Origin of the sequence: Streptomyces sp. NRRL F-5755 (assembly GCF_001279365.1) — a bacterium.
GTDB lineage: Bacteria > Actinomycetota > Actinomycetes > Streptomycetales > Streptomycetaceae > Streptomyces > Streptomyces rimosus.
Window position 1 is genome coordinate 45,450 of sequence record NZ_LGCW01000014.1, and the last position, 15,559, is coordinate 61,008.

Annotated in this window: 13 protein-coding genes and 1 pseudogene; 8 read left to right on the plus strand and 6 right to left on the minus strand. The window is 70.4% G+C overall.

Translation table 11 applies throughout. From position 1 onward, the window contains the following. The first annotated feature begins 15 nt into the window (after positions 1–15). The 3 genes from ADK86_RS03045 to ADK86_RS03055 are packed head-to-tail and all read left to right on the plus strand — an operon-like array spanning position 16 to position 1,946. Entirely contained in the window at positions 16–207 is a 192-nt protein-coding gene (locus ADK86_RS03045; RefSeq protein ID WP_053695134.1) for a YxD-tail cyclophane-containing RiPP peptide, read from the plus strand. Then, on the plus strand, positions 204–1,391 hold the full coding sequence (locus ADK86_RS03050; protein ID WP_053695135.1) for an FxsB family cyclophane-forming radical SAM/SPASM peptide maturase: 1,188 nt from the start codon (positions 204–206) through the stop codon (positions 1,389–1,391). Before ADK86_RS03045 ends, ADK86_RS03050 begins: the two co-directional genes overlap by 4 nt. A 33-nt stretch (positions 1,392–1,424) precedes the next feature. Further along, positions 1,425–1,946: a hypothetical protein gene (locus tag ADK86_RS03055; protein WP_053695136.1), complete on the plus strand. Its 522-nt coding sequence runs from the start codon at positions 1,425–1,427 to the stop codon at positions 1,944–1,946. Positions 1,947–2,002: 56 nt separating this feature from the next. Here the strand turns inward: ADK86_RS03055 and argS are convergent, their stop codons facing one another. The 3 genes from argS to ADK86_RS03070 form a co-directional block, all read right to left on the minus strand. Continuing rightward, entirely contained in the window at positions 2,003–3,673 is a 1,671-nt protein-coding gene (gene argS / locus ADK86_RS03060) for an arginine--tRNA ligase (protein WP_053695137.1), read from the minus strand. Between the two features lie 92 nt (positions 3,674–3,765). Continuing rightward, a complete protein-coding gene (locus tag ADK86_RS03065) occupies positions 3,766–3,960 on the minus strand; it encodes a hypothetical protein (protein WP_053695138.1) in 195 nt (64 codons plus the stop codon). 68 nt (positions 3,961–4,028) lie between these two features. Beyond that, the gene (locus tag ADK86_RS03070; RefSeq protein WP_053695139.1) at positions 4,029–5,105 is read right to left on the minus strand and encodes an alpha/beta fold hydrolase; all 1,077 of its coding nucleotides are present in this window, start codon (positions 5,103–5,105) and stop codon (positions 4,029–4,031) included. A 477-nt stretch (positions 5,106–5,582) separates the two neighbouring features. On the opposite strand from ADK86_RS03070, the gene ADK86_RS03075 reads away from it, so the two are divergent. The 3 genes from ADK86_RS03075 (at position 5,583) to ADK86_RS03085 (ending at position 7,110) form a co-directional block, all read left to right on the plus strand. Beyond that, positions 5,583–5,876 (plus strand): cupin domain-containing protein, encoded by a 294-nt coding sequence (locus ADK86_RS03075; protein WP_234345669.1) that lies wholly within the window; start codon positions 5,583–5,585, stop codon positions 5,874–5,876. A 183-nt stretch (positions 5,877–6,059) separates the two neighbouring features. Continuing rightward, on the plus strand, positions 6,060–6,626 hold the full coding sequence (locus tag ADK86_RS03080; protein ID WP_030593973.1) for a TetR/AcrR family transcriptional regulator: 567 nt from the start codon (positions 6,060–6,062) through the stop codon (positions 6,624–6,626). Positions 6,627–6,735: 109 nt separating this feature from the next. Continuing rightward, positions 6,736–7,110 (plus strand): hypothetical protein, encoded by a 375-nt coding sequence (locus tag ADK86_RS03085; protein ID WP_053695140.1) that lies wholly within the window; start codon positions 6,736–6,738, stop codon positions 7,108–7,110. On the opposite strand, the gene ADK86_RS03090 is transcribed toward ADK86_RS03085, so the two are convergent. The 3 genes from ADK86_RS03090 to abc-f form a co-directional block, all read right to left on the minus strand. Then, positions 7,107–7,670 (minus strand): CGNR zinc finger domain-containing protein, encoded by a 564-nt coding sequence (locus ADK86_RS03090; RefSeq protein WP_053695189.1) that lies wholly within the window; start codon positions 7,668–7,670, stop codon positions 7,107–7,109. The two genes, ADK86_RS03085 and ADK86_RS03090, sit on opposite strands and share 4 nt — an antisense overlap. Before the next feature lie 42 nt (positions 7,671–7,712). Continuing rightward, positions 7,713–9,431 carry an ABC-F family ATP-binding cassette domain-containing protein gene (locus tag ADK86_RS03095; protein ID WP_053695141.1) on the minus strand — a complete coding sequence of 573 codons (1,719 nt, stop codon included), beginning with the start codon at positions 9,429–9,431 and terminating at the stop codon, positions 7,713–7,715. Positions 9,432–9,511: 80 nt separating this feature from the next. Then, positions 9,512–11,146 (minus strand): ribosomal protection-like ABC-F family protein, encoded by a 1,635-nt coding sequence (gene abc-f, locus ADK86_RS03100; protein ID WP_053695142.1) that lies wholly within the window; start codon positions 11,144–11,146, stop codon positions 9,512–9,514. A gap of 844 nt (positions 11,147–11,990) precedes the next feature. Here abc-f and ADK86_RS03105 point away from each other — a divergent pair. Together ADK86_RS03105 and ADK86_RS03110 are read left to right on the plus strand one after the other, a co-directional pair. Beyond that, positions 11,991–12,407: a cysteine/serine endopeptidase inhibitor gene (locus tag ADK86_RS03105; protein ID WP_053695143.1), complete on the plus strand. Its 417-nt coding sequence runs from the start codon at positions 11,991–11,993 to the stop codon at positions 12,405–12,407. A gap of 71 nt (positions 12,408–12,478) precedes the next feature. Next, positions 12,479–15,526 (plus strand): annotated as a pseudogene (locus tag ADK86_RS03110) (discoidin domain-containing protein); the annotation flags it as partial. Positions 15,527–15,559: the final 33 nt, after the last annotated feature.

Genomic DNA, 15,559 nt, shown 5'->3' on the forward strand with positions numbered 1-15,559 from the left:
GAGGAAGGTGCCGGCATGACCAACACGTACCTGCCCGGGCAGCCGAGTGATGCGCAGCTTCCCGACTTCAGTGCTCTGCCGCTCGGGGAGCTGGCGTCCCATACGGAGCATCCGGTGCTGAGCACGCTGCTTCCCGGTGTGTGCGAGCGTCTGGAGGATCCGGGCGGCGCGGTCGCGTTCTACGATGACGCGCCTCCTGTTGCGTGAGTGAGGCGGTCCGGCCCGTTCCCTTTCGGCAGTTCGTGCTCAAGGTGCACAGCAGGTGCAACCTCGCTTGTACCTACTGTTACGTCTACGAGGGCCCCGACCAGAGCTGGCGCGAGCGTCCCGTCCGCGTGGCCGAGCGCACCATGCGCCGTACCGCGGAACGGATCGCCGAGCACGTCGCCACCCACGGGCTGCGTTCGATACGTATCGACCTGCACGGCGGAGAACCTCTGCTCGCCGGGCCCGCCGCGCTGATCACCTACGCGCAGACCGTCCGCGACGCCCTGCCACACCACTGCTCCGTAGCCGTTTCGGTGCAAACCAACGGCACGCTGCTCACCGCGGACATCCTGAAGCAGCTCAGCGCGGCCGGCATCACCGTCGGCCTGAGCCTCGACGGCGGCAGCGCCCGCCTCAACCGCCGGCGCATCGACCGCGCCGGACGCTCCTCGTGGCCTTCGGTACGGCGCGCGGCCGGGCTGCTGGCCGATGCCCCCGCCTCGTACGGGGGCATTCTGTGCACCATCGACGTGGACACCGACCCCGGGGAGATCTACCGGTCATTGGTCGCGCTCGGCCCGCCCAGCCTGGACTTCCTGCTGCCGTACGGGAATTGGAGCGAGCCGCCGCCCGGGATCGGCCCGTTCGCCGGGCCCGCGTGCCGGGCAGCGCGCCCTGTCCCGTACGGTCACTGGCTGGCCCACGTCTTCGACCTGTGGTGGGATGCGCCGTCCGGCCACCCGCCCGTACAGGTGCGCCTGTTCGGGGAGATCGTGGCGCTGCTGCTCGGCGCGGCGAGCAGAACCGAGACGGTGGGTCTGTCCCCGCTGGCCGTTGTGGTGATCGACACTGATGGTTCCATTCAACGTGTCGATTCCCTCAAGACCGCGTACGCGGGCGCACCCGATCTGGAAATGGACGTATTCCGGAACGACTTCGAGGACGCCCTGCACCACCCGGATACCGTGGCCGCTCAGGTGCGCGGACTGGCCACGCTGTGCGCCAGCTGTCGGAGCTGTCCCGTGGTCGGTGTCTGTGGCGGCGGGAGGTACACCGACCGTTATGTGCACGGCACGGGCTTCGACCATCCTTCGGTGTACTGCGCGGATCTGGAATACCTGATTCGCCATATCGGCGATCGGCTTCAGCAGGCCGTGCGCAAGGAGCGTGCCCATTCGGAATAGTGCTCAGTGCCTGGCTCCCGGTACGCTGCACCCATGCCCTACGGGATCACTCTCTTCCGCCGGCTTCCGGGCCGTACGCTCTCTGAAACGCTCGACCATCGGGCCGCGGCTTGGGATGGTGATGTGGATTTCGAGCGGAACCCCCTGAACCTTACGCCGGACCGGCGCGCCGCTTGGGATGAGATCGTGCGCCGGGCGAGCGCGGAGATCGGGCCCGTATCCGTCGAGGAATACCCGTACAACCTGACCCTGGAACGCAACGGGCCCGTCGGCCGCATTCAGCTCGACTACGACGGGGACTCGGCCGAAATCGAGTTCGCTTACCGTCATTTCGGCGAGGCGGCGCGGCAGATCGTCGCGGAGGCGTACCGTCTCGCGGGCATCGTGGAAGACATTACCGGGCTCGTAGGCTTCGACTGTCAGACGGAACGTCCTACGGCCGAGGGGGACATCGATGCGGCCGCCGCCCTGCTCGGCGGCATTTCCCACTGGGCCCGGACCGAGGTTCCCCGCATGCTGGCGGAAGACCGGCCGGGGACGGGGCCCCGTAACTGATCGCATCAGCCGACGGCAGCGGGCGGCCGAGCCTCGTGCTCCCGCTGCGCCCGCCCTCACATCCGTTCCGGCGCCGAAACCCCGAGCAGCCGCAGCCCGTTGCGCAGCACCACCCTGCTGGCCTCCGTCAGCCACAGCCGGGCCCGGGTGCGGTCGTCCGCAGCCTCGCCGGTCCGCGGCAGGACACGGCAGGCGTCGTAAAAGCGGTGATACGTGGCGGCCAGCGCCTCCAGGTAGTGCGCCACCCTGTGCGGTTCGCGCAGCGTCGCGGCGCCCGCCACGACCTGCGGAAACTCGGCCAGCACGCCCAGCAGAACCGTCTCCCGCGGGTGGGAGAGCAGGGAAGGTTCGAAGTTCTGCGGCGCGCCCCTGTCGATTCCTGTTCCCCGTGCCTTGCGCTGCACGGCGCACAGCCGGGTGTGCGCGTACTGGACGTAGTAAACGGGGTTGTCGTTCGACTGCCGGGTGAGCAGGTCGATGTCGAGGTCGATCACCGCGTCCACACTGGCCCGCGCGAGCGCGTACCGCGCGGCGTCCACACCGACCGCTTCGACCAGGTCGTCCAGGGTGACGACCGTGCCCGCCCGCTTGCTCATCCGGACCGGCTCCCCGTCCCTGACGAGGTTGACCAGCTGCCCGATGAGGATCTCCAGGTGGGTGTCCGGGTCATCACCGAAGCAGGCCGCCATGGCACGCATCCGGCCCACATAGCCCGCGTGGTCGGCGCCGAGCATGATGACGATCCGCTCGAAGCCCCGGGAGCGCTTGTTGAGGTAATACGCGCAGTCCGCGGTGAAATACGTCCAGGAACCGTCGCTCTTCACCAGTACCCGGTCCTTGTCGTCACCGAATTCGGTCGTGCGCAGCCAGAGCGCACCCGCCTCCTCGAAGACGTGGCCGCCTTCCCGCAGCCGTGCGACCGCGGCGTCCAGGTCACCCCGGTCGTGCAGGTCCTTCTCGTTGAAGAACACGTCGAAACGGGTGCCGAACGCGGCGAGCGACGCCTTGATCTCGTCGAACATCAGCGCCGTACCCTCCGCCCGGAAGACGGCGAGGGCAGCCGCGGAGTCGGGCAGCTCCAGCGCATCGGGACGCCGCCGCACCACCGCGTCCGCGATCTCCTCGATGTACGCGCCGCCGTAACCGTCCCGCGGCACCGGCGAGCCCTGCGCCACGGCGAGCAGGGAGCGCGCGAACCGGTCGATCTGTACGCCCGCGTCGTTGAAGTAGTACTCCCGCGCCACGTCCGCACCCGCGGCCTCCAGCAGCCGGGCGAGCACGTCGCCCACGACCGCCCACCGCGCCCCGCCGATGTGCACCGGCCCCGTGGGGTTCGCCGAGACGAACTCCAGGTTGAGCCGTACGCCGCCGAGCCGGTCGGTACAGCCGTAAGCGTCACCGGCCAGCACGATGTCGCGCGCCAGGGCGCCCAGCACCCCGCTCTCCAGCGTGATGTTCAGAAATCCGGGGCCCGCGACCTCGGCTTTCGCGATGCCGTCGGCCGCGCTCACCAGCGGGGCGAGCACCTCGGCGACGGCGCGGGCGGGCAGGCCGGCGGCGGGGGCGAGCCGCAGGGCGACATTGGTCGAGTAGTCGCCGTGGTGACGGTGCCGGGGCCGCTCCACGCGGATCTCCTCGGGCACGGATACCTCTGCGGAGAGGAGTCCGGATTGGATGGCCGTGTGTACGCCGTCGGATATGACGGCCGCGAGATCCGCTGGAGTCATGGCGGAGACGCTAGCGGGGCGGATGGCCCCGGAGACACCGGATATTCGGGGGCCTCCTACAGACGCCCCCAGATGTCCCGCACAGATACCCCTTACAACCCGAGGTCCAGCGCCAGGCAGGAGAAGTGGTTCCACGATCCTTCGGGGTTGTATGTGTTCTGTGCGCGATTCTCCGATATGGCCTTCTCCGTGACCATGTCCTCGTACGGGATGCGCTCGGGCAGCTTGCCGAACTTCGCGTGCCGGGCTGCTGCCGCGCCGTCCGGTGTGTTGGTGACGTGCTGCATTGTCGACCTCCGGTCTTTCAGTCAGGGCGATCAGGGTCGGTCAGGGGCGGTCGGCCAGGACCGGTCGGTCAGAAGTGATCCACGTCCACGACGGCCTGGGCGAAGGCGGCGGGGGCTTCCTGCGGCAGGTTGTGGCCGATGCCGGTCAGGGTGCGGTGCTCGTACGCGCCGGTGAAGCGGTCGCGGTACGAGGAGCCGTTGCCGGGTACGGTGAACGGGTCGCGTTCGGGGTCCAGGGTGATGGTCGGCACGGTGATGACCGGCCGGCCGGCGAGCCGCTTCTCGTAACGGTCGTAACGGCGTTCGCCCTCGGCCAGGCCCAGGCGCCAGCGGTAGTTGTGGATCACGATGTCGGCGTAGTCGGGGTTCTCGAAGGCCGTGGCGGTACGCGCGAACGTGGCGTCGTCGAAGTCCCACGTCGGCGAGACGGTCTCCCAGACCAGGCGGCACAGTTCGCGGCGCTTGTCCGCGTCCTCCATGGCGCGCCGGCCGCGCTCGGTGGAGAAGTAGTACTGGTACCACCAGGTGTGCTCGGCCCGCGCGGGCAGTGGCTCCTGCTGCGCCTCGACGTTGGTGATCAGGTATCCGCTCACCGACACCAGTGCCTTGACGCGCTCGGGCCACAGGGCCGCGATGATGTCGGCCGTCCGGGAGCCCCAGTCGAAGCCGGCCAGTACGGCCCGGTGGATGCCGAGGGCGTCCATCAGGGCGACGATGTCCAGGGCGACAGCGGACTGCTGGGCGTTCCGGAACGTGGCGGCGGAACGGAAGCGGGTCGAGCCGTGACCGCGCAGGTACGGGACGATCACGCGGTAGCCGCGTGACGCCAGCAGGGGGGCGACGTCGACAAAGCTGTGGATGTCGTAAGGCCAGCCGTGCAGACAGATGACCACCGGCCCGTGCGCGGGGCCCGCCTCCGCGTAACCGACGTTCAGCAGCCCCGCGGTGACGTGCCGCATCCGGTCGAAGGTCGTGTGCGTACCGGGGGCGATGTCGGGGAGGGGGGATGCGCTCGTACGGCCTGAAGCGCTCCGGTCCGAGCGGGGAGCCGCGGCAACGGGTGCGGCCTGCGGGCCAGTCAGCGATACGGCTGCCGCGCCGGTGCCCAGCGCCATGGCCTTGCCGAAGGTGCGCCTGTTGATCATCGGGGCCTCCGTGTGCTGTTCCGTCTGCGTCCGCGTGCCGTGCCGAGTGCCGAGCGAGGCATGACTCTTGCAGGCATCGCGTCACCGGTCAAGACGGTGACGAATGCGGGGGCGTTCCCAGCCAGGCGTCTACGGGTTCCGCCAACTCCGCTCCTCTACGGGCGCGTTCGCCCCGGACGACCGATTCCAGCCACCCGCGCCCACCCGCCCCGCACACCGGGAGCAATACCTACCCCCCTCCTCCACAACCCGACCACCCGCACCCCGCCTGACGTGCACTCACGCACCCACGGCTCCCCCGACCCCCGAACCTGCGCACCACGACGCAGGCCGGCCACACGCCACCCCACCAGGGCACAAACGCCAGGTCGCCGCGTCGCTCCACCTGACCGAAGTTCCATCTGTACGGGACGAAGGCGAGCTGCGTACCGTATCGATCAGGCAGAACGAACGTTCTTTCTGCCGGAAAGGCACCTCATGATCGACCGTCACCCACCGCTGCACTCCAGCGGCACCACAGCAACCACCCCCTCCAGCGCCCCGACAAGCGGCGTCACCCGGTCCGAACTCCAGCGGCACCCGTCCCCGGCCAAGGGCTGGCTGACCGTGCAGACCGTCGTGGAGATCCCCCAGCACAAGGAGTCCGGCCGCCACAGCCATCCGGGAGTCGAAATCGGGTACATCGTGCGCGGCGACGTGCTGATGGAGTTCGACGACGGCCCCGCCCAACGGCTGCGCACGGGCGACCCGTTCTTCATCCCGTCGGCGTGATCCACAACGCCCGGAACGTCGGCACGGTGACGACGATGATGCTCTCCACCTACGTCATCGACGAGACCAAGCCCCTGGTGACGACGTACTGACGACATAGCGGCAACGTACCGGCGGCGCCCCGGCAGCCCCCTGAGGTGACGGGCCGACCGGCGTCGGTGGGCCGTCCGTACGCTGGTGGTCATGACTTCGAGCGCCAGTGGGACGATCCATCCGCGTGAGCGGCTGTTGAACATCGCGGGAAAGCTGTTCTACGCGAACGGAATCCACACCGTGGGAGTCGAACAACTCGTACGGGAGGCGGGTGTCACCCGGGCCACCTTCTACCGTCATTTCGCCGGCAAGGAGGGCCTGGTGGTCGCCTACCTGCAGGAGCGGGACGCCCGGGTCAAGCGGGCGGTGGAGGCCATCCTCCGTGCCCACCGGGGGCGCGACGCCCTGCTGGAGATCGTCGCCATGATCGCCGACAGCGTTCTGCGGCCGGAGTTCCGCGGCTGCGGATTCCTCAACGCCGCCGCCGAGTACCCCGATCCGCGGCATCACGTACGCCTCTGCGTGGCCGAGCACCGCGACTGGTTCCGCGGCGTGCTGCGCGATGTCGCGCACGATGCCGGGCATCCCGACCCGGACCGGGCGGCGCGGGCGCTCATGGTGCTGCGCGACGGAGCGATGGCGGCCGGATACCTCGACGACCCGCACGATGTCGCCCGCACCTTGCGCGAGGCGGCCGAAAGCATCCTGGACGCTTGACCGGACCCGGACCCGGACCCACAGCCCCGGCCCCCAGCCCGACACCATCGGCACACCGCCCGTGCACCGTCCGCACCCGACCCCACCCCCACCACCCCAAGGCGGAGACATGACCACAAAGTTCACCAGATTCGCGGCCGTTACCGGCGGAGTCCTCGCGAGCGGGCTCCTGATGCTCGGCGCCGCGGGCTCGCCCGCCGGCGCGGCCGGGCTTCCCGGAGTCACCTTCTACACCGGAGCGAACGCCACCGGCAGCGCCGTCGAGGCCGACCTCGGCAAGGTCGGCGTGTGCCAGGAACTGACCACTCCCGTACGGTCCTTCCGCGCCGTCGCCGACCGGAGCGTGGAGGTCTACTTCAACGCCGGCTGCCGCCCGGGCGCCCCCGGCACGAACGGCGACCTGGTCTTCGTGGTGGGCTCGCTGAACTCCGGCGACCTCCCCTACCCCGGTGTCAGCTACCGCGTACGCCCGAACGCGAGCTAGCCGGCCGCAGTCGCGGGCGCGCTCTTCTTCCGCGCCCGGTACGCAGCGGCCTTGATCTTGTTGCCGCACGATTCCATGCCGCACCAGTGCCGCCGCATGCCCCGCGAGCGGTCGATATAGATGCGGGTGCACTCGGGGTTGCCGCACTCCTTGAGCAGCGGTACGTCCGGGCCGCTCAGCAGTTCCACCGCCTGCCGGGCCACGGCGGACAGCGCTTCCTGCGAGGTGGCGTCGGTCCGGCGCCCGGCCCTGGTGAGCTGCGGGGCCGCGGCGGGCTTGCGGGCCGCCGCGTTGAGCACCTCCAGGGCCCGGTCGCCGAAGGGTTCGCCGAGGCGGCGCGCGGTGATCAGTTCGTAGACCGCTTCCCGTACGTCCTTCGCGCGCTCGACGTCGGACGGCCGGCTGGGCGCCACGGAGTCCACGATCCCGGACTCCACGTACCAGGCGTCCAGCCGGTCCGGCGCCGCGAACATCTCGAAGCACAGGGAGCGCCGGGCCCTGAGCGTCGCGGCGAAGTCGAGGGCCGGATGTCCGCAGACGAAGACATGATCGAGGTTCACGGTCACCATTCTGGCGGGTGACCGTGAGCCCGGCAAAGCCCGTCAGCGACACAGTGGACGCCCCCTGAGTCGCGCTTCGCCGCTCCCATCCGAGTGCGCCCGGCCGAAGCGCAGGTGCAGGCGCCGGCCGTTCCAGCGCCCGCGCAGCCACCGGTCGTGGCTGGCCACGACGATCGTGCCCGGTCCCGCGCCGAGGGCGTCCTCCAGCTCGTCGCACAAGCGCGGGGACAGGTGGTTCGTCGGCTCGTCGAGCAGCAGGAGGTGCGGCGGGCGCGCCACCAGAAGGGCGAGCGCGAGCCTGCGGCGCTGGCCGACCGACAGCTGTCCCACCGGTTTGCCGAGGTCCGCGGCGTGCAGCAGCCCCAGTGAACCGAGCGGCACCGCTTCCGCCCGCTCGGCGCCCAGTACGTACGTATAGGTGTCGTGCGCCGTACGGTCCGGGCGCTCGAACGTGGTGTCCTGCGCCAGCAGCCCTACGGACAGGCCCGGCCGCCTGCGTACCTCGCCCTCGACACGGAGCCGCCCGGCCAGCAGCGACAGCAGCGTCGATTTTCCGGCACCGTTGCCGCCCGTGACCAGGAGCCGGTCTCCGGACGAGACGTCCAGCCGGTCGAGGTACAACCGACCGGGTACATGTACGTCCCGCAGCGCTACGAGAGGGACGTCAACCAGCTCCGCCGCATCCGCCGCCTTCCCCGTCTCCTCCGCCTCCTCCGCCTCGACGGCAACCGCCCCCACATGCAGCCGCAACGGCCGCGGCGGCTCGCCCACCTGCGTCCGCTCCAGTTCTTCGAGCCGGCGGGTGGCGTTGCGTACCCGCCGGGAGATCTGCTGCTGTACCCGGCCCGCCCGGTGGCCGTAGCCCATCTTCTCGTTGTCCCGCCGCCCGCGGTCCGGGGCGACGCGGTGCGCGGTCACCCCGGCCGACCGGCGCAGCGCCTCCAGCTCCTCCTGTTCCTCGGCGTATCTGCGCTCCCAGCGCTCCCGTTCCGCGCGCTTCTCGGCCTGGTAGGCACTGTAGTTGCCGCCGAAACGCACGGGACCGTCCACAGCCGGGTCGAGATCGATCAGTTCCGTACAGACGGCGTCGAGAAACGCCCGGTCGTGGCTCGCCACCACGACGACGCCGGGCAGCTCGCGGAGCCGGCCTTCCACGAAGGCGGCTGCTTCGTCGTCGAGGTGGTTGGTCGGCTCGTCCAGGAGGAGGGCCGCGGGGCGGCGTACGAGGAGCGCGGCCAGGGCGAGGCGGCCACGCTGCCCGCCGGACAGGGAGCCGAGCGTCCGGTCGTGCGCGATGCCGCCGAGGCCGAGCCCGTCGAGGACGATCGCGGCCCGGCGGTCGGCGTCCCAGGCTTCGCGTTCCTGGGCCTGTTCCAGCCGCTGCCCGTACGCCGCCAGCAGCTCGGCGTAGGCGGGGTGGTCCTCGGGGGTGTCGGCGAGCAGTCGACTGAGCCGGTCGAGTTCGGCCAGGTCGGCGCGGGCTTCCCGGAGGGCGTCGTCCAGGACCCGGGCGATCGTCGCGTCACCGGCGAACGGCACCTCCTGGTGCAGGAAGCCCAGGTCGTACGGGCGGGTGACCTGGCCGGCGTCGGGTTCGTCGACGCCCGCGAGCAGGCGCAGCAGTGTCGACTTGCCGACACCGTTCTCGCCGATCAGCCCGACGCGGTGGCCGGGTGCGGCGGTGAGGGACACGCCGTCCAGGACCCGTCGGGTACCCAGTGTGCGGACGAGGTCGTGGGCGAGCAGAGCTGGTCGGGGCATGGTGGTCCACCTGGTGTGAGGGAGGTACGCGGCCCGCCGGGTGAGGCACCTCGGACGCGGGCCAGGCCGTGGCCGGCGCCTCACACCTCGGGGGCCGCCGTCTCCCGCAGCTCGCCGTCGGCCAGCCGCAGCCACCGGTCGATGCCGATCCGGCCGAGGAAGCGTTCGTCGTGGCTGACCACGACGAACGCCCCCTGGTAGGAGGCCAGCGCGCTTTCCAGCTGACCGGCACTGACCAGGTCGAGGTTGTTCGTCGGCTCGTCCAGCAGCAGCAGTTGCGGGGCCGGTTCGGCGCACAGCACACACGCCAGGGTGGCGCGCAGCCGCTCGCCGCCGGACAGTACGTGCACCGGCAGGTGGGCCCGGGGCCCCCGGAAGAGGAAGCGGGCGAGCAGGTTCATCCGCTCCGCCTCCGTACGGTGCGGGGCGAACGCGGTGAAGTTCTCGGCCACGGTCTTGGACAGGTCGAGCAGGTCCAGGCGCTGCGAGAGATAGGCGATCCGGCTGTCGGCCCGCTTGATCTGTCCCGCGTCGGGTTCCAGGTCGCCGTTGAGCAGGCGCAGCAGCGTGGTCTTGCCCGCGCCGTTGGGGCCGGTCAGCGCGATGTGTTCGGGGCCGCGGATCGTCAGGTCGACGCCGTCGCCCGCGAACAGGGACCGCTCGCCGTGGCGGACGAGCAGGCCCTCGCCGAGGAACAGGTTGCGTCCCGCGGGCACCTGGGTGGCGGGCAGGTCCAGCGTGATGCGCTGCTCGTCGCGTACGGCGCGCCCCGCCTCGTCCAGGCGTGCCTTGGCCTCGCTGACCCGCGAGGCGTGCATCTGGCCGGCCCGGCCGGCCGACTCCTGCGCGCCGCGCTTCATGTTCCCGGCGAAGATGCGGGGCAGGCCCGCGTTCTTGAGGTTGCGGGAGGCGTTGCTCGCGCGGCGCTCGGCGCGCTCGCGGGCCTGCTGCAACTCGCGCTTCTCGCGCTTGAGTTCCTGCTCGGCGTTGCGGACGTTCTTCTCGGCCACCTCCTGCTCGGCCTGTACGGCTTCCTCGTACGCGGTGAAGTTGCCGCCGTACACGCGCAGCGCGCCGCGGTCGAGTTCGGCGATGCGGTCCATGCGGTCCAGGAGCGCGCGGTCGTGGCTGACCAGGAGCAGGCAGCCGTTCCAGTCCCCGAGGACGTCGTAGAGCTTGTGCCGCGCGTCGAGGTCGAGGTTGTTGGTCGGCTCGTCGAGCAGCAGGACGTCGGGCCGCTTGAGGAGCTGCGCCGCCAGGCCGAGCGAGACGATCTGACCGCCGCTGAGCGTGCTCAGGCCGCGGTCGAGGGCCAGCCCCGCCAGGCCGAGCCGGTCGAGCTGGGCCCGGGTGCGCTCCTCGATGTCCCAGTCGTCGCCGATGGTCGTGAAGTGCTCCTCGCTCACGTCGCCGGACTCCACGGCGTCCAGGGCACGGATCACATCGGCGACGCCCAGCACCTCGGCCACGGTGAGGCCGGCGGCGAGCGGGAGGCTCTGCGGGAGGTGGCCGAGGACGCCGGAGACGGACACGGAGCCCGCGGTGGGGCGCAGTTCACCGGCGATCAGCTTGAGCAGGGTGCTCTTGCCGGAACCGTTGGGCGCCACCAGGCCCGTGCGGCCGGTGCCCACGGTGAAGGAAAGGTCCTGGAAGACGGGGGTGTCGTCGGGCCAGGAAAAGGACAGGTTGGAGCAGACGACGGAAGCGTCGGACATGGTGATACCTCGGAGAAATGCCACCGGCACGGCAGACAGCGGTGCCGGGAAGGGTGGGCGGGAGGGTACGACAAGGCAGCCACCACGGCGGTGCGTCCATGCACCGGCCGGCGGCCGTCAGGTCCGGGTATCACCCGGAGATGTCGTCGTCACCCGCCACAGCTGCGTCTCCTCGATCCGAGATCACGTTCGTTCGACAGGGTAACACCACGGCTCGGCTCGCCAGTGGCGTCCGGTCTCCGTACGGCCCTCCGGACCGCAGCGGAGCGACAGCCCGCCCCCGGCAGCAGACCACCGCGAAGGCCCACGACGTCGGCCTGACGGCCCGCATTCCCTGGCACTCCTCGGTACCCCGCTGCGCGCGGCACGGGAAGCTGAGCACCTCCGGTTTCACGGACAAGCCGAAGGTCAAGAAGAACAAATCGCGGAACTTCACGGTGGAACTGGCCCGCCGCCATCGACAAGATCAAGCGGTGCTCATGACCCGGTGACCCGGCCATGAACCCTCGTGCAACCGGCGGGGGTTCGGGACCCGGCTCCTTCAGGGCCTGGGCGGCAGTTCGGATGGCAAGCCCTGAGCGGCGGTTCGGATGGCGTACTCCGCCTTCGCTCCGCACGCCGCGGAATTCGGCCATCCGGTCCGGCATTCCGGGCCAGACTGGCCGAATATGCCCACGTTTTCTGGACAGTTGCCCCCAAAGGGGGTTGTGAGGCGAACGTGGTCCATGGCACTCATGTTCCTGAGAGCGCTCTCAGACCCGTCGTACCCCAAGTCCGCGCCCTGCGTGCCGGGCGCGCGACGACACCGGTACCACCCCCGGACGCACTCGGACGGAGAGAAACCATGCGCACTTCCCGCCCCTGGAGAACGCTGGTCTGCGGCGTGATCGCCGCCACCGGCATCGCCCTCGGTACGGGTACGGCCCAGGCCGTACCCATCGGCCAGACCATGAACGGCAAGATGACCTACTACAACGACCGGGGCTACGGCGCCTGCGGCACGCCCATCGACGCCACCTCGCAGGACCTGGTCGCCGTCTCCGCCGCCTGGTGGACCTCGCCCAACCCGAACAACGACCCGCTCTGCGCGGGCGTGAAGGTACAGGTCACGTACAACGGCAGGACCATCACCGTGCCGGTCAGGGACAAGTGTCCCTCCTGCGCCTCGACCCACATAGACCTCAGCCAGGCGGCCTTCCGCAAACTGGTGCCGGCGGGCACCGACATGGTCCCGCGGGTCACCTGGAAGTTCGTCCGCTGACCCGGCTTCCGGCCCACCGGTTCCGCTGAACGGCACGCTCCGGGCAGCCGCCGATGACGCGGCGGCTGCCCGGGCGTCCGGCCGCGGTGCCGGCCAACCACGACGTGCCCCGTACGGTCACCCGCTACGGCCGGGCCGAGGACACCGGCTTCGCCTTCGAGCGCAAGCGCTTCGGTGTACCCACCGACCTCGCCCTGGGCACCCGCCGAGCGCGCGCCGCCGCGCTGCTCACCCTGGCCCTGCCCGGCTCGGTCTACCTCTACCAGGGCGAGGAGCTGGGCCTGCCGGAGGCGGAGAGCCCGCGCGAGCTGATCCAGGACCCGGTGTATGCCCGCTCCGGCGGGGTGGACCCGGGCCGGGGCGGCTGCCAGGTGCCGCTGCCCTGGTGCGCCGAAGGCGAGGACGGGCCGAGCTGGCTGCCGCGCCCGGCGGACTGGACGAGCTACGCGGCCGAACGGCAGGCCGCCGACCGGGACTCGATGCTCGCGCTCTATCGGACCGCGCTGCGGCTACGGCGCTCCTTCCGGGACGCGGGGCCGCTGCGCTGGCTGCGTACGGAGGCGCCGGAGGCGCCGGGCCTGACCCGCGTACGACCGCCCCCTCTCCCCACAGAAGGGAACGTCATGGGCACAACAGAACACACCACACAGCGCACCGCACCACGCAGGAGAGCCTGGCGGCCCGTACTGGCCGCCGTGCTCGGCACCGGACTGATGCTGAGCGGCTGGCAGACCGCTTCTGCCGGAACCCCGACGAACGTCGGAAGCCCGGCTCCCCTCCCGGCCGCCTTCAGCGGCGACGGGGCCGCCCGCGCGCACGACGGCAACCCGGCCTCGTACGCGAAGGGCAGCGCTTCCCACTGGATACGGGCCGACCTCGGCGCGACCCGCCGCCTGGACCGGGTTGAGCTCTCCCTGCCCGGCGAGGCCCAACGGGTCCAGCTCCAGGGCTCCGCCAACGGCCGCGACTTCGTGGACCTGTCCGACGCGCAGGCTCGCAAGGGCAAGGTCACCTTGCGTCTCGACGGCGCCCCCGTGCGCTACGTCCAGGTCGTCGGCGCCCACCGGGTCGGCGAACTCGCGCTGTACGGCGCGGCGTCGGGCGACACCACACCTCCATCGGCGCCCCGCGGCGTCCACCTGGACGGCGCGACGCTGAGCTGGGAGCGCACCGCCGGAGCCGCTGGGTACGACATCTACGCCGACGGCCGGCTGCGCGCCGGGCTGCCCGCGACGGCGACGCACTGGCAGGACACCACGGCGCCCGGCGGCGCCGCGCGGAAGACCGTCTACAGCGTGCGGGCCCGGGACGCGGCGGGCAACCAGTCCCCGGACAGCCGTACGGTCACCCGTACCGTCGCCGCGGGCAAGGGCTCCTCGCGCGCCGCGTTCACTCCACCAGCCGGGAAGCCCCGGCCCACGATCCTGCGCGCCAAGGCCGCACCCGGCGCCACCATGCCGTACACCACGGTCGAGGCGGAGTCGGGCGCCGTCGGCGGGGGTGCCCAGGTGGTCGGCCCCAACCGTAAGATCGGCGACGTGGCGGGCGAGGCGTCGGGCCGCAAGGCCGTGACACTCAAGCAGACGGGCCAGTACGTCGAATTCACCACTCCCGTGGCGACCAATACCCTGGTCACCCGCTTCTCCATTCCCGACGCCCCAGGTGGCGGGGGTACGAACGCGACCCTGAACGTGTACGTGGACGGCGCGAAGGCGAAGCCGCTGAACCTGACGTCCAAGTACGCCTGGCTCTACGGTCCCGAGGCGTCCCCGGTGAACGATCCGGGCGCGGGCCCGGCCCGGCACATCTATGACGAGGCGCACCTCGATCTCGGCCGCACCGTACCGGCGGGCAGCAAGGTCCGGCTCCAGAAGGATGCCGACAACGCCTCCTCCTACGCCATCGACTTCGCCGACTTCGAGAAGGTCTCCGCGGCGCCGAACCCGAACCCACAAGCATTCGTGCAGCCGACCGGATTCGGTCACCAGGACGTGCAGAACGCCCTGGACAAGGCCCGCATGGACACCACAGGAAAAATCCAGGGCGTCTACCTGCCGCCGGGCGACTACGAAACCTCCAGCAAATTCCAGGTCTACCTCAAGCCGGTCAAGGTGATCGGCGCCGGACCGTGGTTCACCCGCTTCCACGCCCCGGCCGGCCAGCAGAACACCGACGTGGGCTTCCGTGCCGCCGATGGCGCCGACGGCTCGACGTTCTCCGGCTTCGCCTACTTCGGCAACTACACCTCCCGTATCGACGGGCCCGGCAAGGTCTTCGACTTCCAGAACATCTCCGGCATCACCATCGACACCATCTGGGCCGAGCACATGGTCTGCCTCTACTGGGGCGCCAACACCGACCGGATGACGCTCAGGAACAACCGTATCCGCAACACCTTCGCCGACGGCCTGAACATGACCAACGGCTCCACCGACAACCTGGTGACCAACAACGAGGCCCGGTCCACCGGTGACGACTCCTTCGCCCTGTTCTCCGCGCTCGACGCGGGCGGCGGCGACCAGCGGAACAACGTCTACGAAAACCTCACCTCCAAGCTCACCTGGCGGGCCGCCGGCCTGGCCGTCTACGGCGGCCAGCTCAACACCTTCCGCAACATCCACATCGCGGACACCCTCGTCTACTCCGGAGTGACCATCTCCTCCCTGGACTTCGGCTTCCCGATGAACGGCTTCGGCCCCGGCCGGACGACGTTCGAAAACCTCCGCATCGAACGGGCAGGCGGCCACTTCTGGAACGGCCAGACCTTCCCGGGAATCTGGCTCTTCTCGGCCTCCAAGCCCTTCCGGGCGATCCGGGTGAACGGTGCCCGGATCACCGACCCGACCTACCACGGCATCATGTTCCAGACGAACTACACAGGCCAGCAGCCACAGAACCGCATCGAGGACACCGAATTCACGGACGTGACCATCACCGGCGCGAAGAAGAGCGGCGACGAGTACAACGCCAAATCCGGCTTCGGAATCTGGGCCAACGAAATGCCGGAACCGAGTCAGGGGCCGGCGGCAGGCAAGGCGACCTTTCGCAGGCTGACCCTGCGGGACAATGCGGAGAACATTCGTAACACGACGTCTACGTTCCAGATCGGCGTGGAGTAGGGGGAGGTTGTGGCCGGGCCGCTGTGAGGGCGG